Annotated in this window: 19 protein-coding genes, 1 tRNA gene and 1 pseudogene; 7 read left to right on the forward strand and 14 right to left on the reverse strand. The window is 50.3% G+C overall.

Annotated elements, in window-relative coordinates:
- Positions 1-17: 17 nt before the first annotated feature.
- The 3 genes from GC128_RS06245 to GC128_RS06255 all read right to left on the reverse strand — a co-directional run bounded on the left by GC128_RS06245 (position 18) and on the right by GC128_RS06255 (position 9,511).
- Positions 18-8,591 carry a GH36-type glycosyl hydrolase domain-containing protein gene (locus GC128_RS06245; RefSeq protein WP_151993578.1) on the reverse strand — a complete coding sequence of 2,858 codons (8,574 nt, stop codon included), beginning with the start codon at positions 8,589-8,591 and terminating at the stop codon, positions 18-20.
- A 299-nt stretch (positions 8,592-8,890) separates the two neighbouring features.
- Positions 8,891-9,187, reverse strand: coding sequence for a putative quinol monooxygenase (locus GC128_RS06250; RefSeq protein ID WP_151993579.1), 297 nt, complete (start codon positions 9,185-9,187; stop codon positions 8,891-8,893).
- Positions 9,188-9,436: 249 nt separating this feature from the next.
- A tRNA-Gly gene (locus GC128_RS06255) sits at positions 9,437-9,511 on the reverse strand.
- Positions 9,512-9,828: 317 nt separating this feature from the next.
- Between GC128_RS06255 and GC128_RS23280 the strand changes: the two are divergent.
- Together GC128_RS23280 and ttcA are read left to right on the forward strand one after the other, a co-directional pair.
- A pseudogene (locus GC128_RS23280) lies at positions 9,829-10,105 on the forward strand (site-specific integrase); the annotation flags it as partial.
- A 45-nt stretch (positions 10,106-10,150) separates the two neighbouring features.
- On the forward strand, positions 10,151-11,086 hold the full coding sequence (gene ttcA, locus GC128_RS06260) for a tRNA 2-thiocytidine(32) synthetase TtcA (RefSeq protein ID WP_151993580.1): 936 nt from the start codon (positions 10,151-10,153) through the stop codon (positions 11,084-11,086).
- A 42-nt stretch (positions 11,087-11,128) separates the two neighbouring features.
- Here ttcA and ynaL read toward each other — a convergent pair whose 3' ends face one another.
- Both ynaL and zntB read right to left on the reverse strand, forming a co-directional pair.
- A complete protein-coding gene (gene ynaL / locus GC128_RS23355) occupies positions 11,129-11,284 on the reverse strand; it encodes a proline-rich small protein YnaL (RefSeq protein ID WP_456061803.1) in 156 nt (51 codons plus the stop codon).
- 261 nt (positions 11,285-11,545) lie between these two features.
- Complete coding sequence (zntB, locus tag GC128_RS06265) at positions 11,546-12,529, reverse strand: zinc transporter ZntB (protein WP_151993581.1); 984 nt, start codon at positions 12,527-12,529, stop codon at positions 11,546-11,548.
- A gap of 217 nt (positions 12,530-12,746) precedes the next feature.
- On the opposite strand from zntB, the gene GC128_RS06270 reads away from it, so the two are divergent.
- Both GC128_RS06270 and GC128_RS06275 read left to right on the forward strand, forming a co-directional pair.
- A complete protein-coding gene (locus tag GC128_RS06270) occupies positions 12,747-13,835 on the forward strand; it encodes a GGDEF domain-containing protein (RefSeq protein WP_226812012.1) in 1,089 nt (362 codons plus the stop codon).
- Between the two features lie 13 nt (positions 13,836-13,848).
- Positions 13,849-13,947 (forward strand): YoaK family small membrane protein, encoded by a 99-nt coding sequence (locus GC128_RS06275; RefSeq protein WP_151993583.1) that lies wholly within the window; start codon positions 13,849-13,851, stop codon positions 13,945-13,947.
- 89 nt (positions 13,948-14,036) lie between these two features.
- On the opposite strand, the gene GC128_RS06280 is transcribed toward GC128_RS06275, so the two are convergent.
- Entirely contained in the window at positions 14,037-15,656 is a 1,620-nt protein-coding gene (locus GC128_RS06280) for a peptide ABC transporter substrate-binding protein (RefSeq protein ID WP_151993584.1), read from the reverse strand.
- A 255-nt stretch (positions 15,657-15,911) separates the two neighbouring features.
- Between GC128_RS06280 and mpaA the strand changes: the two genes are divergently transcribed.
- Positions 15,912-16,619, forward strand: a complete 708-nt coding sequence (mpaA, locus tag GC128_RS06285; RefSeq protein WP_151993585.1) for a murein tripeptide amidase MpaA — start codon at positions 15,912-15,914, stop codon at positions 16,617-16,619.
- Between the two features lie 7 nt (positions 16,620-16,626).
- On the opposite strand, the gene ycjG is transcribed toward mpaA, so the two are convergent.
- The gene (ycjG, locus tag GC128_RS06290) at positions 16,627-17,592 is read right to left on the reverse strand and encodes an L-Ala-D/L-Glu epimerase (RefSeq protein ID WP_151993586.1); all 966 of its coding nucleotides are present in this window, start codon (positions 17,590-17,592) and stop codon (positions 16,627-16,629) included.
- A 150-nt stretch (positions 17,593-17,742) separates the two neighbouring features.
- On the opposite strand from ycjG, the gene tpx reads away from it, so the two are divergent.
- A complete protein-coding gene (gene tpx, locus GC128_RS06295; protein ID WP_151993587.1) occupies positions 17,743-18,249 on the forward strand; it encodes a thiol peroxidase in 507 nt (168 codons plus the stop codon).
- Positions 18,250-18,359: 110 nt separating this feature from the next.
- Here the strand turns inward: tpx and tyrR are convergent, their stop codons facing one another.
- The 7 genes from tyrR to pspA form a co-directional block, all read right to left on the reverse strand.
- Positions 18,360-19,922 carry a transcriptional regulator TyrR gene (gene tyrR / locus GC128_RS06300; protein ID WP_151993588.1) on the reverse strand — a complete coding sequence of 521 codons (1,563 nt, stop codon included), beginning with the start codon at positions 19,920-19,922 and terminating at the stop codon, positions 18,360-18,362.
- Between the two features lie 158 nt (positions 19,923-20,080).
- The gene (locus GC128_RS06305; protein WP_151993589.1) at positions 20,081-21,151 is read right to left on the reverse strand and encodes a YcjF family protein; all 1,071 of its coding nucleotides are present in this window, start codon (positions 21,149-21,151) and stop codon (positions 20,081-20,083) included.
- Entirely contained in the window at positions 21,148-22,545 is a 1,398-nt protein-coding gene (locus GC128_RS06310; protein WP_151993590.1) for a YcjX family GTP-binding protein, read from the reverse strand. Before GC128_RS06310 ends, GC128_RS06305 begins: the two co-directional genes overlap by 4 nt.
- 123 nt (positions 22,546-22,668) lie before the next feature.
- Positions 22,669-22,899: a phage shock protein PspD gene (gene pspD / locus GC128_RS06315; protein ID WP_064511601.1), complete on the reverse strand. Its 231-nt coding sequence runs from the start codon at positions 22,897-22,899 to the stop codon at positions 22,669-22,671.
- 45 nt (positions 22,900-22,944) lie between these two features.
- The gene (gene pspC, locus GC128_RS06320; RefSeq protein WP_064511602.1) at positions 22,945-23,304 is read right to left on the reverse strand and encodes an envelope stress response membrane protein PspC; all 360 of its coding nucleotides are present in this window, start codon (positions 23,302-23,304) and stop codon (positions 22,945-22,947) included.
- The gene (gene pspB, locus GC128_RS06325) at positions 23,304-23,531 is read right to left on the reverse strand and encodes an envelope stress response membrane protein PspB (RefSeq protein ID WP_034455459.1); all 228 of its coding nucleotides are present in this window, start codon (positions 23,529-23,531) and stop codon (positions 23,304-23,306) included. The genes pspC and pspB overlap by 1 nt, the downstream gene beginning before the upstream one ends.
- 62 nt (positions 23,532-23,593) lie before the next feature.
- The gene (gene pspA / locus GC128_RS06330; RefSeq protein WP_151993591.1) at positions 23,594-24,265 is read right to left on the reverse strand and encodes a phage shock protein PspA; all 672 of its coding nucleotides are present in this window, start codon (positions 24,263-24,265) and stop codon (positions 23,594-23,596) included.
- Positions 24,266-24,438: 173 nt separating this feature from the next.
- On the opposite strand from pspA, the gene pspF reads away from it, so the two are divergent.
- A complete protein-coding gene (pspF, locus tag GC128_RS06335; RefSeq protein ID WP_151993592.1) occupies positions 24,439-25,422 on the forward strand; it encodes a phage shock protein operon transcriptional activator in 984 nt (327 codons plus the stop codon).
- The last annotated feature ends 157 nt before the right edge of the window (positions 25,423-25,579 follow it).

The raw sequence follows: 25,579 nt of genomic DNA on the forward strand, positions 1-25,579 counted from the left end.
CTACGCCATTTTTTGGATTAGGTTTCTGCCCCTACGTTAATCTCTACAACGTGCCGCTGCCCATTATCAATCAGCGGGATAGTATTTCCTGACTGCGATACCCCATCCAGCATGACCTGATATTCGCCCTCACCTTGCTGCGCATTTATCTGATAATCACTCGAACCATGTCGATAAACCATGCTTACATAAGGCCAGTCGCGTGGCAGTAATGGATGAACGGTGATTGAGTCACCCTGGCGTTTGATACCCAGCAAGGTTTCTATGATTAACCGATACGCCCAACCGGCCGAACCGGTATACCAGCTCCATCCTCCGCGCCCGGTATGTGGCGCAACGCTATAAATATCTGCCGTCATCACATACGGTTCGACTTTATAACGCTCAATGGCATCCGCGGTGAGTCCGTGATTGATCGGGTTAATCAGCGACCATAGCTGCCAGGCCCGTTCAATATTGCCGCTACGGGCAAATGCCATTACCGCCCATATCGCTCCGTGAGTATATTGCCCACCGTTTTCACGCACGCCAGGCAGGTAACCCTGAATGTAGCCAGGATTTGGCCCGTTTCCGTTAAATGGCGGAGTAAGCAGTTTTATCAGCCCCGCCTCGTTATCCACCAGGCGTGAGTCCAGCGCCTGCATCGCTTGCGCACACCGCTCCGCACTTCCCGCACCGGATAACACCGCCCAACTTTGGGCGATAGCATCTATCTGGCACTCTTTTGCGCTTTGCGAGCCCAAAGCTTCTCCACTATCAAAATAGCCCCGGCGATACCAGGCCCCATCCCAGGCAGCCGCCTCAAGATTGATTTGCAGTTTTTCAGCTTCTTTACGGCACATTGCGGCAATTTCATCATCGTGGATTTGTTCGGCAAGCTGCGCAAATTGCTGCAAAACATCATAGAGGAAGAACCCAAGCCAGACGCTCTCACCCTTGCCTTCTAACCCGACGAGGTTCATGCCGTCGTTCCAGTCGCCCGCGCCCATCAACGGCAAACCATGTTGACCAAATCGCAATCCGTGACGAATGGCTTTTACGCCGTGGTGCCAAAGCGTCTCTTCAAGCGCGCTGATAACCGGTTGTTCATAAGCCGACTCTTCTCCTGGCTGTAATTCACGGCCTTCAAGGTAAGGCAAGCGATGTTCGAGCAAACCGATGTCGCCGGTGGTTTTAACGTAGTGGCAAATAGACAGCGGCAACCAAAGATAATCATCAGAACATCGGGTGCGAACCCCATTCCCTAATGGTGGATGCCACCAGTGTTGAACATCTCCTTCAACAAACTGACGTGATGCACACAGCAGAATTTGCTCGCGCAGCCGTTCCGGCGCGGCATGGTTCAGAGCCAATGTGTCTTGCAACTGATCGCGGAAACCGAAAGCGCCACCGGACTGGTAGTAACCGCTGCGAGCCATCAGGCGGCAAGCGATGGTCTGGTAAAGCAGCCAGCCATTAGCCAGTAAGTTAACCGCAGGGTCCGGGGTAGAAACGACGATTTTGTCGAGCATGCGATGCCAGTGGCTGTGAACATTCGCCAGTTCACTACGCGCGGCGTCTTCGCTCAGATACTGGTTAATCATTGATTCCGCGTCATGCGGACTCTGCCCGATACCCAGCACAAAAATAAACGTCCGTTGGTCACCATCAATCATCGTAGTAGCAGACTGAACTGCACCGCATGGGTCCAGCCCCGCGCCCGTTTTATCCGACAATGTGCGTAGCTTCATGGCCGCCGGATCGCGCTGCGAACCATTGCGCCCAAGGAATTCCCGACGGTCGCCCGTGACTGAGCAATGCACCCCCGTCACCGCGAAGAATGCCGTTCTCTCCGACCCATTGCTGTTGTAGAAGTTATTTGCCAACACGCCACAGCCGCGTCCGGTTGTCGACGCGCGAGTCACAACATGCATACCCGATTTGCTGCGAGATTCACCCAGCGTCCACTCCACATAACCGGTCACGGAGATTTTGCGGGTGCGCCCTGAAGTATTACTGAGCGTCAGAATGGCAATTTTCACCGGTGCATTTTCTGCCACCAGTATTGTCAATTCCGTATCGATACCGGTTTCACGGTGAGCGAAGACGCTGTAGCCAAAGCCGTGGCGAGAAAGATAGTGCCCGTTGCCGCGCACCGGTAAGGTGGTTGGTGACCAGACCGCACCGCTTTCTTCGTCACGCAAATAGTAGGCTTCACCAGAACGATCGCTAATGGGGTCGTTTTCCCATGGCGTGAGCCGATATTCGTGTGCATTTTCATACCAGGAATAGGCCTGGCCTGCTTCTGAAATGACGGTGCCAAAACTGGCGTTCGCCAGCACGTTGGACCATGGTGCTGGTGTCTGGTCGTTTTCATCCAACGTAATCTGGTATTCGCGGCCATCTTCCGAAAAGCCGCCGCGTCCGTTGAAAAACACCAGTGCACAGGTATCTGGCTGCCACGGATCGTGTTGATTGGTGGGGATACCCAGGCGCGGTGTAAAGGCCGGTTGTGCAGGAATTGTTGCCTGGAGGCGCTGGTTAAGCTGTTCTTTCAGGCCGCCGGCCCGGTCATCGAGCACAATTTGCGCCACGCTCAGTAGTAAAAGCCGATCTTCCGCCGACATATGTTCGCCGTTGCGCACAAAAATGCCGCCGGATTTATCTATCTGGCTGGCTTCAGACCCGGCCATAATCAACTCTATTATCTGGTTTTGTAGCTCTTGCTGATAGCCGCCAGGGTTATCGTTAAGGATAACCAGGTCCACGGCCAGCCCTTTCAAACGCCAGTAATGGTGCGCCTGAATCATAGTGGTGATGAGCAAAATACTTTCATCACTGGTGATGTTAAGAATCACAATCGGCAGGTCGCCTGAAATAGACCAACCCCACAGGCCTGACTGCCCGCGACGGTTACGGCACAGTGTTTTGGCGTCCGCTCGCAGTTCGGGGCCTGGGAAAAGCACCGCGCTGGCGAGACGGTTAAAGAGCGTTGCATCGTCTTCATTGGCATTAATCTGGCGCAATACTATCTGGCTATGTGACCACGCCAGCTCAAATACGCGATCGGCGATCGGGTGGTCGTGATATTTCTCAATCAGCGCCTGGCTGTGCTGGCGGTTTTCCGTCACGCCGTAAATAATATCGACGGTAACCGGCAATCCGGGTTGTAAAACGACGGACTGCCGAATGGCAAGAATGGGGTCCAGCACGGGCCCAACGCTGTTACTCAACGCGCCACTTTGTAAGGTTGCAACCGCATTGGACGGTGTTCTTCCCCGTCCGAGGAATTTTGCACGGTCGGTTTCAAATGAGGTGTCGCCAGGTGGCTGACCATGTACCACCATGGTATGAAACATCCACGGGCAAACTTCATCAGGAGCGCGAGGCCTGCGGTGGCAGAGAATGGCGTGCTGATCGGGTAACAGCTCGGTCTGAATAAACAAATTGCTGAATGCTGGATGGGCCAAATCACTCTCATTCGGCGCCAACACGACTTCTGCGTAAGTCGTAAGCGCAATGGTGCGCGGTTGCCGCCCTCGATGCAGCAATGTGACACGGCGCAGCTCAATATCATCTTCAGGTGAGACAACAATCTGCGTTTTAACGCTGACCGTCCCCGCCAGCAATTTATACTCAGCTCCCGCGTCGGTAAATATCACATCGTACTGGCTGACCGGCTCACCGAGCGGCTGCCAGGTATTGCTCCACACTTCATTCGTGACAGGGTCACTGATATAACAAAATGCACCCCAGTTATCGCAGGTTGCATCGCTGCGCCAGCGGGTTAACGCCAGATCTTTCCAGCGACTGTATCCGCCGCCAGACTGGCTAACCATCAGGTGATAATCAGCGTTCGACAGCAACTGAACTTCAGGGATCAGGCTGTCTACGTCGGTAAACTCACGAGTGTCATACTGAACTGGTTGCAGAACCCCTTCGTGAGATTCGAAATGACGACGCGGGCTGTACAACTCTACCGCATCAGGAACCCGTTCTTGTAATAACAGACGAGCCGACTGGAATGACGGGCTGGTCATAAATCGGTCGACCATCGGTGCACCCAACAGCACGTGGGAAAGTGCCTGGAACGCCATGCCCTGGTGGTGTGCCATCCATGAACGAACCACGGCGTACATCTGGCCACTGGCGAGACGCGAAGGCGTGTAGTCCAGCGCCTCGTAGAAACCATACTCCCCACGCGCGCCGTTTTTCTCGAGCTTCAGCAGGTTCTCGCAGGCTTTATGTGGCGAAACCGTCAGCGCCATCATGGTGGCATACGGTGCGATGACCATGTCATCTGCAAGCCCCCGTCGCAAACCAAGGCCCGGCACACCGAAAGCGTGGTACTGGTAGTTTTGCAGCGCATCAAAGGAGTAATAACCCGACTCTGAAATCCCCCACGGCACGCCCCGCTCTTTACCCCAGTCAATCTGGCGTTTGACCGCCGACTGGCTCATCTCTTCCAGTAAACTTCCCGGATAAGTCGGCATCACCAGGTTCGGCATTAAATATTCGAACATTGAACCACTCCACGACATCAGCGCCGTTTCGTTATCAATGGTGGTAAACAGCCGTCCTAACGCAAACCAGCTTTTCAGCGGCAACTGGTTAGTGGCAATTGCCAGGAAACTGGTAAGACGAATTTCCGAAGGCAACAAATCGTAATGGCTGTTATCGAGCTTATTATTGTCGCAGTTATAACCCACGCTGAGCAGGCTGGTGACCTCGTTATACAGAAAGGCAAAGTCCATTCGCGCGTGCTCAGTCAGGCGTTGTTCCAGCTCCGTAATAATATCCAGGCGTGTACGTGCCTGGCGGATCACCGATTCTGAAGGACTGCCTTCGCCTGTATGTTTGGCCTGTGCCAGCCAGGAAAGTGTTGGCAACGATTCACCCTGCCAGTTTGCGGGGAGCCAACTGAGAAAATGAGTCCATTCATGGCAGATAAGCACTAACTGACGCTGGAGATGATCCACCCAGCGGCGGATGCGCCCCTCTTCATGATTGCAAAGTGCGTGAAGGCGATTGCTTTGCGCACGCATATTTTTCAATTCAGGAAAGAGTAATGCCGGATGGAGTGTTGCAGCGGTTTTGCAGTGATTGCGAAGCTGACGCAGCGATGTCGGTGCATGCTGCCCCCAGGCTTTCTCGAGAATTTGTAATGTATCATCGAGCCCCGTTAGCAATTGCTCAGTGTTCAGTATTGGCCGGTTACGCAACCCCGTTAGCCCTGCGCTGAGGGTGAGCAAATGCCCGGCCATATTGCCGCTGTCGACACTTGAGATATAACGTGGATTGAGCGGCACCAGGGTGCGCGTGTCGTACCAGTTGTATAAATGGCCGCGGTAATGCTCCATTTTATCCAGCGTGTCGAGCGTCAACGTGATGCGTTGCAGCATTTCACCCTGCGGAATATAGCCAAAATCCCACGCCGTCAGGTTGGCCATCAGTGACAAACCAATGTTGGTTGGCGATGTGCGATGCGCAATCACCGGCTGGGGAATTTCCTGGTAATTATCCGGCGGGAGCCAGTTTTCTTTCTCCGTAGCGAACGTTTCAAAAAAGGCCCATATCTCGCGACTACTTTGGCGCAGCAGGCTTTTGTTTTCATTATTAAATGTGATGGACGCGCGGGCAGGTTCACGGCTCAGCCAGCTTAATAATAGCGGAGCGAGACACCACAGCACACCGACGGGTAGTGCAACAAACAGCATCATCGGAGCCAGGAATGCCGCAAGCAGAATCAATGCCAAACCGGCAATAACATTGAGCCACATTGCGCGATAAAAACGCACCGGCGAGGCTTTCGCGCTCTCAGTGCTCTGGTCGAAACTGGCCCACTGGTTGAGATTGTGATGGCTGATACCGAGGCGCCATAAAGTCACCGCAATGGAATGCAGAGAATAACCGGCCTCATGAGGCAACGTGATAAACCCGAGGCCAATGCGCATCAGGCGTTTAAGCCCACCCGATGACACCAGAATCAGATGTTGCAAGAATGGCCGCCGTGCGGGTTTATTGAGAATATCCTGGGCGATAACCAGCGCAGTGGGAAGTAGCAGCACCGCAGCCAAAACGCATATCCAGTAAAATGGATTCGGGACCAGCAAAAGGGTACAAAACACCAACACAAGAAATGAGGGTGCGACCAGGCTACGACGCAAGTTATCCAGCAGTTTCCAGCGAGAAAGCGTAGTTAACGGGTTTTTGCCACGCGTGCCATCCGCTTTTCTGGGGTTGAGTTTGAGCCAGTTCAGCAGTTGCCAGTCGCCGCGTATCCAGCGGGTACGCCTTGCCACATCGGTAAGGTAATTATTGGGATACTGCTCATAAAGCAGCACTTCACTGAGCAAGCCGGAACGGGCATAGCACCCTTCCAGTAAATCATGACTCAGCACCAGGTTTTCCGGGCAAGTATTGCGTGTGGCTTGCGTAAAAGTATCTACATCGTAAATACCCTTGCCGACGAACGAGCCTTCACCAAACAGGTCCTGATAAATATCCGATGACATCATCGAATAAGGATCGTTACCCGGCACGTTACTGCACATAGCCGCATAGCGCCCCTGCCCGTTACGCGGGATCTCTTCAGCAAGCCCAGGCTGCAAAATACCGTATCCTTTGACGACGCGCTGTTTTACCGGATCGTAGACCGGATGATTAAGCGGGTGCGCCATAGTCGCGACCAGCTTATGGGCAGTATCGCGCGGCAGCACGGTATCGCTATCCAACGTGATGACATATTTCACCCCCGCAGGCGGGCTAATTACATTGCTGTGGACTTCGGAAAATTGTTCTGCGGGTTTGCGTAACCAACTATTGAGCATCGACAGTTTGCCGCGTTTACGCTCATAACCCATCCACACGTTTTGTTGTTCATTCCACTGCGCCGTGCGGTGAAGTAAAAAGAAAAGCGGCTGGGGAACGGAGGCATAGCGGCGGTTCAGATTTTGCATTTGCGCTTCAGCCCAATGCAGAAGTTCGGCGTTTTCCGGCGAGTTTTCATCTGGCGAATCCGCAAAATCCGTCAGCAATGCAAAGTACAGATTGGCCGTGTTGTTACCGAGGTAACACACTTCCAGACTGTTAAGCAGTTTGTCTATCCCCGCGCGGCTGGTAAGTAAGCAAGGAATAACAACCATGGTGCAAAACTCGGCCGGAATACCAGTCGAGAAATCCATACGTGGCAACGGGAGCGGTGAACGAAAGCGAGTCGTCGCCTCACTGAGTAAATTAATCGCTAACTGGCTAACCAGCACTACCAACGGCAGCGCAAGAAGCGCCAGCGGCCAGTTCATACCTTGTTCGTGTGTATGCGATAAAACATCGGCTGTAAATGCGGTTGTCAACAAGCTCAGGCTACCGAGCCAGGAAAGCAGCGGAATTTGATTAAAGCTGTGGCGTAGTCGGACGACCCACGACGTATTGGCCCCAAGCTGGTGTTCCAGTTTCGAGCGCCCTTCCCCAATAAGATAATAACCAACATGGTTACCATCTGACTGTGCCATCTCAAGAATGTGACGCGCGACTTCCGGTTCACTGTGGTGGCTATGCCGGGCTAAGATCTCAATAATGTGCCGATAGTGGTCGCGAGTATCAAAATGCATAGCCGGGTAAATACCACCGGGATCCTGGCGCAATGTCTGTTCGACCAGGCTCATGGCTTCGGCAAAGTCTGCCCAGTTGGTTTCGCTTAGCAGACGTAAACCGGCAATGCTGTTACTAACCGATAGCTGGCTGGCAGCAAGTTGCTGGTTGAAGCGGTGAATCAGGTAATCGGTAGTGACGCCTGTTTCAGCAAGCCGCTGTTCAACCCAGGTCAGCGGCAAAGAAAGCATATTCCCCCGCCCCTGCAAGCGGCGAACTAGCTCCGCCACAAAGGCACTGCTCAATGGCGGGCGCGAACGAGCCATATCCGCAATCACCATAATCAAATCTGCTGGCGTGTTCTCGGCACATTCAAAAATACGCGTAACCCAGACATCGGCAAGGTTTCGTTCTTCTTGCGCGTCAGCGACTTCGATACTGACCCGGCGTAAATTCTCGATAAGCGCCAGGCGCAACATTCCAGGTAGCGCCCAAAGTTCTCCGAGTGTTAGCGGCGTGACCTGTTGGTATGCTGCAATGTAGCTTGTCAGACTGGCGGCATCCCAACGGCCATCGGCGTGGGCAATGGCTTCGGAGGCAATGTCATAAATACGCGGGCAATTATGTGGCGCGGCTAACGGCGGCAACCCCTTGCCAAAATTCTTGGGTAAGTGATGGCGAACCACACGAATTTGTTCTTCGATAAGATAGTAATTATCCAACAGCCATTCGCCAGCAGGCGTAATCCCTGACTTTTCACCCGCATTGAGCAGGTAGCAATTACGGGTAATGATGGCTTCATTATCTTCCAGCCGCTTGAGTAAGTAGTAAGGCAACTTGGTGGTCGATAATTTATGGGAACGCGCCAACTTCTGGCCATACCGTTCCATTTGGGCCGCAGAAAATAGCTCAGCTTTGATAGGACTTTCATTCGCAGGCTCACTGCCCAACCAATCAGGGGTTTTTGGATGCAATTCCAGTGACTTACTCGGGGTAAACCACTGTTTAAAATTTAATTTCATGAATTTGCTCATCAGGCGATGTGAACGCACAGGAGCAGTTGTTCAATCAGATCAGAAACGTTCTCTCAGGATGGGGTGTCAGGCATCAGGGATTTAACAGCTGCAAGAGTCTTCTATAAAGTATAGGTTAAATTTTGTTCGTTTTTCTTGCGTGAGTTTTCATATGCCTGTGAAAAGCATTGCGAGTAAGCCTGGAGCTATAAAGTGATTTGCCTTTCAATGAAGGGAGTTCATCCTAACACGCCCATGAATAAATAACGCACAGTTATCGGGGCGGCGAACTGAAAGCCTGCAGGCTTTCAGTTGAGGAAACCAACCGAGTTCATCAGGATAAAAGTCGCTTCTTTTCGAGTGTATTGATTAATCTTGGGCACAAGGCGTTTGAAATGTTCGCTGGCGCAGTGTGCATCCAGAGCCGCGCGGTCAGGCCACTCCTCTATAAAAACGAAATGCCCAGGATCTTTCTCATCAATATATAAGTCATAGGCAATACAGAGTGGCTCCTTTTTTGTAGCTTCAACTAGCTCAAGATAAAGTGGGAGCACTATTTCTATAGCCTCTGGTTTTATAAAATCTTCGGCAATCACTTTTAACATTTATACCCGCCTGAGAGAATTGAACGCTTCATGAGTGTTTCACTTTTTTATGCTATCAATTGAGGTTGTATCATCTAAGACTAGAAAAAGTTAATTTCTTTCATGTCAGTATTTTCATGAAATTTATCGCAAGTCTTGAGTTACGGTCAGAGATCGATACGACTGATGATGGGAACATTCAGGGATTTATTTTTTGGGCAGAATGTTATTTGTACAGAAAGGTTTTATTGGATGAGTAAGCAGATTTTTTGGAGCGGTCAGCGGGAATCGAACCCGCATCATCAGCTTGGAAGGCTGAGGTAATAGCCATTATACGATGACCGCTTTGGTCCGCCACCGGAGCCTCGAACCCCGTACTACAACCTATGATTGCCGCTCTTCCCGATGAGCTAGTGGCGGTTTGGTAATACTACCGACACATTCGATTTAATAATCACACACTCTGGAGAGGGTTAACGGCCGGCGCGGCATAATACATAAGTGAAATTACCCATGCAATCTATAAGTATTTATTGAGGTGGTATTTTTACGCTACTGATTATTATAACAACAATTGCGCAGAAATAAGCCAGCTGAGCAAGAGAGTTCGCATGTTCTGCCTATTTCATCATAGTGAATATTGGTAGAGACAACCGCAATAAATACGCTTCATTTTTGCTCCCGGAATCTGGCTGGTTGAGCAAAAACCTTCCTCAATTGAGCCCGGATGGAACGCAGCTGTAAAACGTGCTGGCATTCGCCGTGGCAATCCGTACCATACACGCCACACTTATGCATGCTGGCGGGAAGAAACCCGTCATTTATCGCCAGCCAGATGGGCCATGAAATACCCAAATGGTTTATGACATTGATTCAACCTGGATACAGGATATGAACGGCGATCGGTTCGGCATGCTAAACCAAAAACTCGCGCTATAGGCTGTGCCCCTGTGGTGCCCCTGAAACAACCGGCAAATCAATAAAATGCAAGATAAACAAGAAATTACAAAGAAAGATCAATACAACCTGAATAAATTACAGAAGCGCCTGCGTCGTAACGTGGGTGAAGCGATCGCTGATTACAATATGATTGAAGAAGGCGACCGTATTATGGTCTGCCTGTCAGGCGGTAAAGACAGCTACACCATGCTGGAAATTCTACGCAACTTACAGCAAAGCGCGCCGATTAATTTCAGCCTGGTGGCCGTTAACCTTGATCAAAAACAACCGGGCTTTCCTGAGCATATCCTGCCTGCGTATCTGGAAAGCATCGGTGTTGAGTACAAAATTGTTGAAGAGAACACTTACGGCATCGTTAAAGATAAGATCCCGGAAGGCAAAACTACCTGTTCTCTCTGCTCTCGTTTACGCCGTGGCATCCTTTACCGCACTGCAACTGAGCTAGGTGCGACGAAAATCGCTCTTGGTCATCACCGTGACGACATCCTTCAGACTCTGTTCTTGAATATGTTCTATGGCGGCAAGATGAAGGGTATGCCACCAAAACTGATGAGTGATGACGGGAAACATATCGTCATTCGTCCGTTGGCTTATTGCCGTGAGAAAGACATTGAGCGTTTTGCAATTGCGCGTGAATATCCGATCATTCCATGCAACCTGTGTGGTTCGCAGCCGAATCTGCAGCGCCAGGTTATTGGTGAAATGCTGCGTGACTGGGATAGACGCTATCCTGGCCGTATCGAAACCATGTTCAGTGCCATGCAAAACGTTGTGCCTTCGCATATGTGTGACACGGAATTGTTCGATTTTAAAGGCCTGAAACATGGCGCTGAAGTCGTTAATGGCGGAGATTTAGCGTTCGACCGTGAAGAGTTGCCTATGCAGCCCGTGGGCTGGCAGCCAGAAGACGAAGACAGCGAAACCCCTCTGCAACGCCTCGATATCCTCGAAATAAAATAGTCATACCTTCCCTCTCTCGCCTGAGAGAGGGAAACCTCTACTCTAGCTGTGCGGCGGTGGCTCGATAATCGGTCTTTGGTCGGGATCTAGTGGTGGGTCTGGTAGCGGCTGCGGTCTTGGGATCGGGTCAGGTACTGGGGTAGGTTCACTCGGAAACGACGGGTCACTCATCTCTAATCTTCGATAAACAGTCATCATTGCCTCCTGTAAATACTCCTTTTAAGCATAGACCACATATTGCAGACAAAAAAAAGCCGACTAATAGTCGGCTCGTACGAATCAATTGTGCTATGCAGTAATTCTAAAAAAGGAAGTAAGACAATATGGAGCGCAACGCCCATCGCTTGACGTTGCATTCACCTGCGAGAGAGATATTGCCTTGAACCGGCGTTCCATTTATTGACCTTGCTCAACTATCGCCGCCTTTTTTAACCTTCAGTATGTTAAAAATGTTAAATTTTACAGCCATTTACTACGATGTAACCACCAGGCAACACCGCCTATAAGAACCACCAACATGATACAAAACAGGCTGAAGCCAAAATGCCAGCCGCCGCCAGGAATACCGCCCAAATTCACACCAAATAGCCCTGTCAAAAAAGTGCTGGGTAAAAAAACCATCGCCATTAGTGACATGGTGTAGGTTCTTCTTCCCATTGCTTCTTGCATAACCTGAGCAATTTCGTCAGTCATAACCGCAGTGCGCGCGATACAAGCATCAATTTCATCAAGCCCGCGCCCTAACCTGTCGGAAATATCCTGCATACGACGACGATGATCATCAGTCATCCAGGGTAAGCGCTCACTCGAAAGGCGCGCATAAACATCTCGCTGAGGTGCCATGTAACGGCGCATGACGATTAACTGTTTACGCAGCAGAGCAAGGAAACCACGTGGCGGAATTTGCTGATCCAGCAAGTTATCTTCAAGGTCGATGATTTTGTCATGTAGTTGTTCAATAAACTCACTTGCGTGATCGGTCAGCGCATCACAAACATCCACCAGCCAGCTTCCACAATCGAGTGGGCCGGCGCCTTCCTTAAGATCGTTCACCACATCGTCGAGCGCCAAAACTTGACGCTGACGCGTTGACACAATAAGCCGCTCATCAATATATAAACGCATGGCAACAAGTTGATCCGGGCGTTCATCGGTACTGCCATTAATGCAGCGCAACGTAATCAACGTCCCCTCGCCTATGCGCGTAACTCGCGGACGAACGCTCTCTCCCGCCAGGGCATCACGAGCATAATTTGGCAGTAGCGGCGTAGTTGCAAGCCAATTTGCACTGGCGCTATTGGTATAGTTCAAATGCAACCAACCAGGATGTTCGGCATCAATGGCATCGTTATCCTCAATGGTATCGACCCCGCCTTTACCATCCAATTGCCAGGCAAACACGGCATCCGGCACATTTAACTGGTATCCCTTAATGGTTTCCACTGCATTATCTCCACGTGTTACCACAATATTGTTGTCAGTCTAGCCGTCTTCTTTTGTTATGTAACTCGGAAAAATATTCAAACACGCTGAATTTGCTGAATAAAAAATGTTACATTTCCGCAGTTTTTTGGACCCAATCATGCCTCGCGGCATTCGGAGATGATGTTTGTCAGAAAGACGTAGGGCTTCACCCAATTTAGACCTCCGCCTTAAGACCATGCGCCAACGGGCAATCACTGTCAGTGGCCCGTGGTTTCTATGGATTAATTTGTTGTTCTGCTTATTTATTTTAGGCAGGCATTACTTCGCGCCCTCGCAGCAAATCGCCAGCGTTATTGCATCAGTACCCATACTGGAAATTCTTATGGGGCTAATTCTCGCAGTCTCATCATCAGCCATTTTCATTTTGCGCATGGCACACGATCAACATGCCGAGTGGTTAAGCAAATTTCTGTACGGAGCATTGCTTTGCATCAGCGCGTTATGGGTAGGATGTTTTTATGTATTCCTGGCAAGCGGCGATTCGCGGATTGTTTTCCCCTTCGCAGCATTGTTGATTTTCACCGCACTAATTTCACTTTATTTTGATGGCCGAGTGCTACTGAGTTTCACCCTGCCAATTTGGATCTCGATTCTGGTCTGTAATTTTATTTATCCATCTGATCTGACCGTACTGAACGCGCTGCTCTATCTTCTTCTGGCGGGGCTTTTTGAGTCTGGCCGTCGAATCTTGCGTGGCTGGTTTGTGTTGGCAATTAGTCGTGAACAAGAAAATAGAGAATTGATTAAACGGCTACAAGACCTGGCGAATAATGATCCACTTACCGGTATTGCCAATCGTCGATCTTTTCATCTTCTTCTCGAAAAGGCTATGCAGCGCCAGCAACAATGCGGTACGCCACTTTCATTGGTTATGCTGGATGTCGATTACTTCAAGAAGTACAACGACCATTATGGCCATCAGGCTGGTGATGAATGCCTGGTGAAAATCGCTCAATGTCTGGTGGATGCTACTCGTTCAACACATGACGCTGTTGCTCGCTTTGGCGGAGAGGAGTTTATTATTTTACTACCCGATGCGGTGGAGCAGCAGGCAATTGAAGTAGCTGAACGAATCAGGCGGAACCTACAGGCCCTCTCTATCCCACACGCAGCCTCACCCGTAATACCTTATGTTACTATCAGTCTCGGTATCGCCACTCTGATACCCGGAACCACCTCGACACGCCTTATCGCACAAGCAGATGCCGCGTTGTATAAAGCAAAAGAAAATGGCCGCAACCGGTGGCAAACATACCAACACTAGCAAAGAGAGAAAAATGAAAATTGGCGTACTGTTTCCAATAGCAATCATTGTTGCAGCGATTGTATTTATCACCTGGTTTATTGCTGGTGGCTACGCGACATCCGCTTCTTGATAGAGCAAACGACAGAGTTGGTGAAGAATATATGTTCGAAGAGCCAGTCAGTTGCGTAACTGACCGGCTCTTTGAAAGACGGGCTAAATCTAGTGAGCTACGATATACATCGTGCGGCTATATGCGACATCTTCAGGGTTATTAATTGGATAACCTTTCAACCATGGCTTAATTAAACGGCCGTTGGTGTACTGATAGATAGGCGCTATTGGCGCTTTTTCCTGGATGATTTTCTCAGCCTGGTTGTAGTCTTTATTACGCGCTTCATCCGTAGTTTCCTGGCTCGCTTGCTGCAGAATTTTGTCATATTCCGGCGAGTTGAAGCGTGAGATATTGCCGCTATGGGATGACGTTAACAATGACAGGAAGGTAGAAGGTTCGTTGTAGTCACCTACCCATGAAGCGCGGATAACATCGAAGTTACCGGTGTTACGGCTATCGATATATGTCTTCCACTCTTGGTTTTGCAGTTTCACATCCACACCCAGATTTTTCTTCCACATTGAAGCCACTGCTATAGCAATCTTCTGGTGGTTTTCCGAGGTGTTGTACAAAAGGGTGAGTTTAAGCGGATTGGTCGGGCCGTAGCCTGCGGCCTGCAATAACGTTTTCGCCTGTGCATTGGCCTCTTCCTGGCTCATTTGCTCAAATGGAGAAGTTTCCGGTTTAAATCCGGCGGTTACATCCGGAGTAAAACGCCACGCAGGTTTTTCGCCTGTCCCCAGCACTTTTTCCGCCATGATATGACGATCGATGGTCATACTCAGGGCTAGACGCACTCGTTGATCGGCAGTCGGCCCTTTTTGGGTGTTGAAAGCATAATAATACGTTCCCAACTGCGGCGGGGTGTAAACCTGACCTGGAATATCTTTGAGCAATTTCTGGTAGAGGTTTTTCGGGAAAGATTCAGTAATATCAATATCTCCCGCCAGATAGCGTTTTGTTGCCGAAGACTCTTGGTTGATCGGAATAAACGTTACTTGGGTGATAACTGTTTTACTATTATCCCAGTAATGAGGGTTCTGTACCGCCACCAGTTTTTCGTTAACGATGCGATCTTTAAGCGCGTATGCGCCGTTACCCACCAGGTTTCCAGGCTTAGTCCAGTCGTTACCGAATTTCTCAACTACAGCTTTAGGAACCGGGTAGAACGAGAAATTGGCCGTAAGATTTGGGAAATACGGTACTGGTTTATCCAACTGAATTCGTAGCGTTCTTGCATCAACTGCCGTCACACCCAACTTATCAGCAGGCATTTTTCCATCAATGATGGCTTGCGCATTGTTAATACCAGCAAGAGCTGCGAACCATGCAAATGGTGAGGTGGTTTTAGGGTCAACCAGACGCTGCCAGCTATAAACAAAATCTTGCGCGGTTACAGGTGATCCATCGGACCAGCGCGCGTTATCACGCAGAGTAAAGGTCCAGGTGCGGTTATCATTGCTTTGCCATTTAGTCGCAACACCAGGTTCTAGTTGCCCTTTCTCATTTTGATTCACCAACCCTTCGAAAAGATCACGGATTACCTGAATTTCTGGTAACCCTACTGCTTTGGCTGGATCAAGAGAAGCAGGCTCATCTTTGATATGGCGCACCAGAGTTTGATCAGCCGCGAGTTTAGTGCCAGTCGGCACATCCGCCGCCCATGAGTTAGAAAAGAGGCTGGCAATGGCTAACGCGCAACAAGTAGTCAAAAAACGCTTTTTCATGTTTTACCCTTATGAATAATTTTGTTTGGGCCAGCACTACGCTCACGGCAGTGACAGACAAACAATGTAACGCAATCAACTGTTTTGCCAATAACAAAAATAAATAACGTGACGAAAATCGCCTCCCGCTTAGATTTTTGTGAATTTCGGAGTAAAGGGTGAACTGGTCTGACAGGAGATTGTTTCAGATGAGTTTTTTTGAAATCACTGCTATTACTATCAGCATTAAAAATCTGAGTCGATTTAAGGAATGCTATGTCAGGCCACCGCCCTCGTTCGCAACGAGGCCATTTGCCTCCGGGCAGCGAACGTTATGGTAAATCTGTTTTCGGCGCACCGCTTATTTGGTTCCCCGCAGCACCCAGCGAGCAGCGCAGTGGGTTAATTATTGCCGGTACACATGGCGATGAGAATGCCGCGATGGTTACGCTGTCTTGTGCATTACGCACTCTTGAGCCCGAATATCGTCGTCATCATGTGGTGCTGGCCGTCAATCCAGATGGTTGCCAACTTGGCTTACGCGCTAACGCCAATGGTGTAGACCTGAATCGTAATTTCCCCGCAGCCAACTGGAAATCAGGTGATACGGTTTATCGCTGGAACAGTAGCGCGGATGAACGTGATGTGGTGCTCTCTACAGGCAAAAAACCGGGTTCTGAGCCAGAAACCGCAGCCTTATGCCAACTGATTCACACCTTACAACCTGCGTGGGTTGTCTCTTTCCACGATCCTTTAGGTTGCATTGAAGATCCTGATAACTCAGTGCTCGGGGCATGGCTTGCGAAGGCATTCGAACTGCCGTTGGTTACTAGTGTCGGTTATGAAACGCCCGGCTCTTTTGGTAGTTGGTGCGCAGATTTAGATTTGCCTTGTATTACCGCAGAGTTCCCGCCCATCTCAGCTGACGATGCGAGTGAGCGGTATCTGGATGCCATGATGGGCTTATTGCACTGGCAAAAATAATTATCCGTTACGGATAAAGCTTACCGGTTTCAAAATGCAAGCCTGGTTCAACATCAACAGCCAACCAGGTTGGACCATCGAGGTCGGCAAAGCGGACTTTAGCTGCCAACGGTAACGCTGCGGCTATTGCCCGCGAGGTACACAACATACAGCCTAACATCACATCAAACCCGTGTTCGCGCGCGGCCTGAGTTAACGCCAGAGCTTCGGTTAAGCCACCAGTTTTATCCAGCTTCACATTTACCATCTCGTAACGACCTTTCAGCTCTCGCAAACTCTCACGGGTATGGCAACTTTCGTCAGCGCAAATAGGTAACGGATGAATAAAGTTAGACAGCGCACTGTCTTGCCCGGCCGGTAAAGGCTGCTCAAGCATCGCAACATTGAGATCGGCCAGTAGCTGGCAACGCGCCGCCAACCCATCGCTGTGCCATGCTTCATTGGCATCAACAATTAAAACGGCTTCTGGAACAGCGGCACGAATCGCCACCATACGTTCAGTGATGAGGCGGTCATCAATTTTGACCTTCAAAAGACGCGCGCCCTTATCCCACAACAGTTTCGCCGCCGCCGCCATTTGCTCTGGTTCGGCAATGCTGACCGTTTGTGCTGTGGTGATTAATTCAGGAAGTTCAACGCCTGCCGTATATGCCAGCGTACGTTTGTTCTTTCTGGCTTCTAAATCCCACAAAGCGCTATCGACGGCATTTCTCGCGGCCCCAGCCGGCAAAGCATCTTGCAGCTGCTCGCGCGTCATCCCTTTTTCCAGTTGAGGTACAACCGTGGTGATTTGCGCCAGCACAGATTCCACGCTTTCGCCATAACGCGGATACGGCGTGCACTCGCCCACAGCTTTAATTCCGTCCTCTTCTAGCTCAATCACCACAACTACCGCTTCGCTGCGGGTTCCGCGTGAAATCACAAACGGCGTATGGAGCGGCCATGCTTCCTGGTAAACCTTGACTGATCTCATTATTGTTTTGCCTGTCGTCGTTGTTTGTATTCTTCGCAGAGTATAGCCAGCGAACACTTTTACTTGCACTATCAGTTTTTTATATTCAGACGATGAATACTGACATACACTGTCGGTGGCGTTAATTATATGTAAAAAGGAAAATCAAACATGTCACAAATCGTTCATTTCCAGGGCAACCCTGTAGCGGTTGCAGGTCAGATCCCACAAGCTGGCAACAAAGCAGAAGCTTTTTCTTTAGTCGCAAAAGATCTTTCTGATGTTGCACTGAGCCAGTTCGCCGGAAAACGTAAAGTACTGAACATTTTCCCAAGCATCGACACCGGCGTTTGTGCGGCATCCGTGCGCAAATTCAACCAACTGGCAACTGAAATGGAGAACACCGTTGTACTGTGTGTTTCCGCTGACCTGCCATTTGCACAGTCTCGCTTCTGCGGCGCAGAAGGCCTGAGCAACGTTGTTACTCTGTCTACTTTGCGTAACCCAGAATTCCAGCAAGCTTATGGCGTCGGCATTTCTGAAGGCGCACTGAAAGGCCTGACGGCTCGTGCCGTTGTGGTTCTTAATGAGCAAGATGAAGTGGTATTCAGCGAGTTAGTGAACGAAATCACTAACGAGCCAGATTATGCTGCAGCACTGGAAGCCCTGAAGGCTTAAGTGTTAACAAGGGTGGTAAACTTTTTTGTCGGATGACGCTGCGCTTATCCGACCTACAAAGAGATTTATCATCAGTGTGAATGCCCCCGAAATCAGGGGGCATTGTTTTTTTAATCTTCGGTTTTACGCTGGCTCAAACCATATTCACGTAATTTGTTCGCAATCGCCGTATGTGACACACCCAGGCGTTTTGCCAATTTACGCGTACTTGGATAAGTACGATAAAGCTGTGTCAGTACCGAGCGCTCAAAGCGGCTGGTAATATCATCCAACGACCCTTCCATCGCCTCTTCGCCAACAGCCAAACTGACGGTGTCAAAATCAGGCAGCAAAATATCTTGTGGACGCAATTCATAACCTTCCAACTGCGTTAATGCGCGATAAATTGCATTTTTCAACTGGCGCACATTTCCCGGCCATCCGTAACGTGTAAGCATATTACTCAGGTCATTTGCCAATTTCGGGCGCGGTACCCCTTGTTCATCGGCAAATCGTGCTACAAACAGTTCGGTCAGGGGCATGATGTCTTGCGGGCGATCACGCAAAGGTGGCAGATTCAGCGTCAGTACATTCAAGCGGTAATAGAGGTCCTCACGGAACTCACCTTTTTGTACCATTTCAACCAGGTTCTTCTGGGTGGCGCAAATCACGCGGACATCAACATGTACTTCGTGTTCTTCGCCCACACGGCGGAAAGTCCCATCGTTGAGAAAGCGCAGCAATTTAGTTTGCATACGCGGCGACATCTCACCAATCTCATCCAACAGAACCGAGCCACCGTTCGCCTGCTCGAAGAAGCCCTTTTTACCTTCAACAGCGTTGGCATATGCCCCTGGCGCGTGACCAAATAATTCGCTTTCTACAACATCGTCTGGCATCGAACCGCAGTTCAGCGCCAGATAAGGTTTCTGCGCGCGTGGGCTGCCAAGGTGGCAAGCGTGAGCCAGCAAATCTTTTCCGGTGCCTGTATCGCCAACAATCAGCAGCGGCGCATTCAGCAGTGCCAGTTTATGAGCCTGATCAACCACATGGCGCATTTTCGGGCTGACGGCAACAATCTGACTGAAAGCGCTGACATCAGTGTTAGAGATATTTTGTAGTTGGCGACCCATACGCACCGTGGAGCGCAGCATAACAACTGCCCCCACCAGTGAAGACTCTTCGTTTTCACTATCCAGATGAACCGGCGTGATTTCCATCAGGAAGTTCTGCCCGTTGATGACCACATGTTCGGTATGCGATTCGGCCGGAGAACTTTCAAGCCAACGCATAAAATTGAAACCATTCACAAGGCTTGCGGCATTATGGTTACGCAACTTGTCTTCATTTTGTCCGAACAGCGCACAACTCGCTGGGTTTGCCAGCTCTACTTTGCTTTTCATATCCAACGAAAGTACAGGCTCTGGCAGCGCTTCAAGCAAAGCACTCAGCGCACGATGCTCACGCTCGGAAGGCATCCACGGCACGGTACGCACATCCGTAACGCCCGGGATTCGCCGAATTTCAGCCATCAGACTGCTGAATGAGTCAAATTCAAGTGTCGAGAAATTCAGGTAAATTCGCCCAATTGGATCAATTTCGATTCCTCGCAAATCGATACTACGCAGCACAAGTAAATCAAGTAATTCTCGAGTCAGACCAAGGCGGTCCTGGCAAAAAACTTCCAGACGCATGGAGGTGTCCTTCAATTGCAATAAGCTGAGTCATTGGGTGGAGTGATGATACTCCAGATAACGAATGGTCAGAAGAGATGTGTGAAGAAAAGTTGACAGATAAGTCGCTGAATGGGGGCGATGCCGTAAAGCAAAGTGCTCACGGCATTGCCTGTTTGTTACTCTACAGGTCTGGTTTTACTTTTACTCATTGTCTCTTTGAGCTGAACCAGCAACTGCTTGCGGAAATCACCGAGTTTCGGTTTGTCGCCTTCAATCCATGGCAATGGGCGGCAAAGCTCCATTGCTTTAATCCCTAAGCGGGCGGTCAGCAAACCAGCACCAATGCCCTGCGCAGCACGCGTCGAGAGTCTTGCCGCGAGATCCTGGCCTATCCAGTCCATACCGACTTCACGCACCAGTTCACTGGCTCCGGCAAAGGCGATATTCAACAATACCAGACGGAACAAACGGATACGGCTGTAGTAACCTAATTCTATGCCATAAACCGTGGCAATACGGTTTATCAGGCGCAAGTTACGCCAGGCGATAAACGCCATATCCACCATCGCCAGCGGGCTGACGGCAATCATTAGCGTGGACTCAGCAGCCGAGCGGCTGATTTCCCGGCGCGCCTGGTTATCCAACACTGGCTGGACCAAACGGGCATATAGCTCCACTACTTCACGATCGTTTTGCGTTTCATGAATCGCGGCGTACCAGCGTTGCAGTGCAGGATGCCCGTGATCAAGCCCAGCCTGGTGCGCGAGTTTTTCGCAGAAGGCTTTACCCTTCCCCATGCCGTGGCTGTGCATCAAATCACGCGCTTCGTCACGTTCTTCAGCACGCTGGCGCAAGCGCCATAAACGGCGCCACTCTGTCGCCACTGAGCCCACACCGGCAGCAATAATCAACCCGCCAGCAATGCCGCCTCCGAGAGCAATCCAGTCCTGGGTAACATAAGCGGTATGCGTCCACTGAATGCCTTGCGCCACCACGCTGACGCCAAACAGCCCAAGCCCGACCTGAACCATGCGCCGCCACAGGCTGCGTTTCGGGCGCAAAGCCGCTTCAATCACGGCTTCTGCTTGGCCGCCATCGTCAACGTCAACCTCATCAAACGTGTTGAGCGCTGGAGTAAACTTCTCAGCCTCCGGCTCGCTGAAAGCATGTGGCGCTTTGTAGATATCTTCTTTTTCCACATCCAGTGGTTGTGCGAAATCGATACGCGGTTTTAATGGCTCGTTCATCGCAATTTATCCCCGATTAAAAACTCCAGCGCCGCGTCCATCCGAATGTGCGGCATTGGCTTGTCCACATCCATCACTTGCGGACGGAACTGTTCAAACTGAAAACCTTGTTTCTCCCAGAAAGCACTTCCTGGTAAACGCGCCGGAACTTCGCCAGGGTAGACGGTTAGCGGTGCGCCATCACTTAAACGGTTACCACGCAATGCCGGGATTTGCTCACCTTTCACGTCAACCAGGCCACTTTGTGTTGCCTGAACTGACGCAAGCCCCATGCAGTCCATGTCGATACCTTCAAACGCGGCATTCTGCCAGGCGTCCTGCACCAGTTGCTGTAGTAACGACACCATGTTGGCGTGCTGATCGACGGTCACATGGTCGGCCTTGGTGGCAGCAAATAAAAGTTTGTCGATAACCGGCGAAAACAGGCGGCGAAACAACGTGCGTTGGCCGTAATGGAAACTTTGCATCAGTTGCGTCAGCGCGAGGCGCATATCGTTGAATGCTTGCGGGCCGCTGTTGAGAGGCTGAAGACAATCCACCAACACAATTTGGCGGTCAAATTTAAGGAAGTGGTTCTTGTAGAACCCTTTGACCACTTTTTCACAGTAGTAATCAAAGCGTGTCCGCAACGTGCCGATATTGGTGGTTTTGTCTGCCTGAGCGAGTTTCGACTCGCCAATGCTATCCACATCTGGCCACGGGAAGAATTGTAACGCCGGAGCGCCGGCCATATCACCAGGTAACACAAAACGACCGGGTTGGATAAAATGCAGACCTTCTCGTTTGCAGTGCAGCAGATATTCAGTCCAGGCCTCTGCAATTGCAGCAAGGCGGTTTTCATCGGCAGGAGCCAGCGGATCCAACCCTTCACATAGTTTGCGCCACTGCACAGACCATTCAGCGCGATCGCCTGTCAACAGACTTGTCATCTGGCGCGACCAGCTCAGGTAATTTTGCGCAAGCATCGGCAAGTCCAATAACCACTCGCCAGGATAATCGACAATTTCCAGATACAGCGTTGATGTGTCTTTGAAATGGCGCAGCAGTGAATCGTTAGAACGATAACGCAGCGCGAGGCGCATTTCGCTAACACCGCGGGTTGGAGTCGGCCAGTTCGGTGGAGAGCCGTACAACTGCGCCAGACCTTCGTCATAGGTAAAACGTTGAATACCTAAATCACGCTGTGGCACACGTTTCACGCCAAGCAGGCGTTCTTCACGCACCGCATTAAGCAACGGCAAACGCGCGCCGTTATGCACGCTCAATAATTGATTCACCATCGCGGTGATAAAAGCCGTCTTACCGCTGCGGCTTAAACCGGTTACGGCAAGACGTAAATGTCGGTCCACACCCCGGTTCATCAGGGCATTCAGTTCATTCTTGATTCTGTTCATATGCGTCCTGGTTGCGCCCGTTGTCTCTCAACTGAGGAGAATCTTCACTGATTGTAATAAATATGGGTAGTTAATACCGAATCAATGGCAAATGAATTGAAAATCAAAAGTGTGGAGAAAAGATTACTTTGCAGTGCCGCCTTGAGTGCGAGCAGAAATTTTGCGCAGTACTCGTGCCAGCAGGGGCTCAAGGGTTAGCGCCAGTAGCATTTTCAATGGACGGCGCGCTACGGATTTAACTGCCCAACCCGCGACGCCTGCAGGGCCGTAGCGCAGGGCGGTCAGCAATACTAACTTACCGACAATTTTCAGGCCCGGCTTAGCCTTGTTCGCAGCCGTCTGGAATTTAGACATGGTTTCTCCCGATTACAACGGGGGCAATCGCCCCCATAGAGAACATTAAAGCTGACGGAAACGGCTACGTAACGTGAAGGTATCAGAGGTTATATAGCGTTCCATAGAACGTAAACGCTGCTCCCCTGCCGCAAGTTCAGCATCAACTTCGTCGAGCAAATCGCGCGTAGTCGGTTGAGGGGTTGCCTGGTCGGCACCCGCAGGCATTGGGTCAAGGATAAAGGTCAGAGCGATGTAGGCCACCATCACAAAGAAAAATAGGCCAAAGATCATCGCTAATACGGTAATCAGGCGTACCAATTTGACTGGCACATCAAGGTATTGCGCGATACCCGCGCAAACCCCCTTCACCATCCCTTTTTCAGGGATACGCCACAATTTACGACCGGAAATTGAGTTCACCATTATTTGTCTCTCCAGTTCGGATGTTCTGCATCAAGGATCTGCTCCAGCGTCTGAATACGTTCGCGCATACGGCGTGATTCATCCGTTAGCTGCGCCAGCCGCTGTTGCTCGCCCTGAGAGAGTTGCCCGCCATTCGCGGCTCGGTTGTTGTAGTGCAACCACAGCCAGATGGGGGCGACAAACAACACAAATATGGTTAACGGAATGGCAAGAAAAAGCGCGCTCATGTGTACTCCTTTTACAAGTCAGGCCAGCTGCGGCGCGCCATGCACGCCGCAGTTAAAGTGAATTACCCACGTTCCTGGTTATTCATTTTAGCTTTCAGCGCAGCCAGCTGTTCGCTGATCTCGTCATCGGCTTTCAGTTCAGCAAACTGTGAATCGAGATTTTTCTGTTTACCAAAGCTGTGGCTTTCCGCTTCTGATTCCATCTGGTCAATACGGCGTTCAAAAGATTCAAAACGAGCCATTGCTTCATCGATTTTGCCGCTATCCAACTGTCGACGAACATCGCGTGAAGAAGAGGCTGCTTGATGGCGCAGCGTTAACGCCTGCTGGCGCGCGCGGGTTTCGCTGAGTTTATTCTCAAGCTCGCCAATCTCTTTTTTCATACGCGCCAGGGTTTCATCGACATGCACCACTTCATCTTCCAGGGTGGCGATCAGGTCGGTCATTTTCTGTTTTTCGATCAATGCCGCACGTGCAAGATCTTCTTTATCTTTACGCAGCGCCAATTCTGCTTTGTCCTGCCATTCAGCTTGCTGTGCAGTTGCTTGTTCTACGCGACGGGAAAGCTGTTTCTTTTCAGCCAGCGCACGAGCCGAGGTAGAGCGCACTTCAACGAGTGTGTCCTCCATTTCCTGAATCATCAGGCGCACCAACTTCTGTGGGTCTTCTGCTTTCTCGAGCAGTGAGTTGATGTTGGCATTCACGATGTCGGCAAAACGAGAAAAAATACCCATAATTCAATCCTCTTTAGTCATTATTTCAGGTGCCCGGCACCCTGCTCGAATTCAATATTGCAAGCGGCGTGCCAAATTTTTATCTTATTGATTTTAAACATAATAATTAAATTTGACTCATTACACATAATGTTTATAGTGGTGATATTCACTAACTATTGGTTAATTTAATCATGGCAGATAGCAAAGATAATTTGATTGGAGAGGCAAACAGTTTTCTTGAAGTTCTGGAACAAGTCTCCCGCCTGGCACCGCTTGAGAAACCGGTGTTAGTGATTGGCGAACGCGGAACAGGCAAAGAGTTGATTGCCAACCGTTTGCACTTCCTTTCACGCCGTTGGCAAGGGCCATTTATCTCCCTGAACTGCGCGGCACTCAACGACAACTTGCTGGACTCAGAGCTATTCGGACATGAGGCTGGGGCTTTTACCGGCGCTCAGAAGCGCCATCCAGGCCGCTTTGAACGCGCCGACGGCGGTACGTTGTTTCTTGATGAACTGGCAACCGCACCCATGATGGTGCAGGAAAAACTGTTACGCGTCGTGGAATACGGTGAGCTTGAGCGTGTTGGCGGCAGCCAGCCGTTGCAGGTCAATGTGCGATTAGTTTGTGCGACCAACGCCGATCTGCCAAAACTTGCTGAAGAAGGGAAATTCCGCGCTGATTTACTCGACCGTCTGGCATTTGATGTGGTGACACTTCCCCCGCTACGTGAGCGTCAACCCGATATCATGTTGATGGCCGAACATTTTGCGATCACCATGTGTCGCGAATTGCAGCTCCCTCTATTTCCTGGATTTACCGAAGAAGCGCAATTAACACTGATGAATTATGCCTGGCCGGGCAATATCCGTGAGTTAAAAAACGTGGTGGAACGCTCGGTTTATCGCCATGGGTCCAGTGAGGAACCTGTCGATGAAATCATCCTCGATCCCTTTGCGCGGCAACCTGTAACTATTGTAAAAAGTATCGAATCGCAGCAACAAACCTTGCCAATGGATTTACGCGCCTGGCAAAATGATCAAGAGAAAACACTCGTTGAACAAAGCCTCAAGCAGGCGAAATACAACCAGCGTAAAGCCGCTGATTTGCTCGGGCTCACTTATCATCAACTGCGCGCCTTACTGAAAAAGCACCAAATTATGCTATCTGAATAGCTATCAGATTGAGCTTTTAGTCTCTGCGAAGGCCAGTAATGCTGCAAAAAACAGCATCTCCCCGCCTTTTTTGCAGGCTTTGTTTATTAAAAAAGCAAAATAGCCTGACATATTTTGGGAAGCCCTCCAGAGTGCGATACACTTTGGCTATCACCCG

This window comes from Buttiauxella massiliensis (assembly GCF_902500225.1).
Classification (GTDB): Bacteria; Pseudomonadota; Gammaproteobacteria; order Enterobacterales; family Enterobacteriaceae; genus Buttiauxella; species Buttiauxella massiliensis.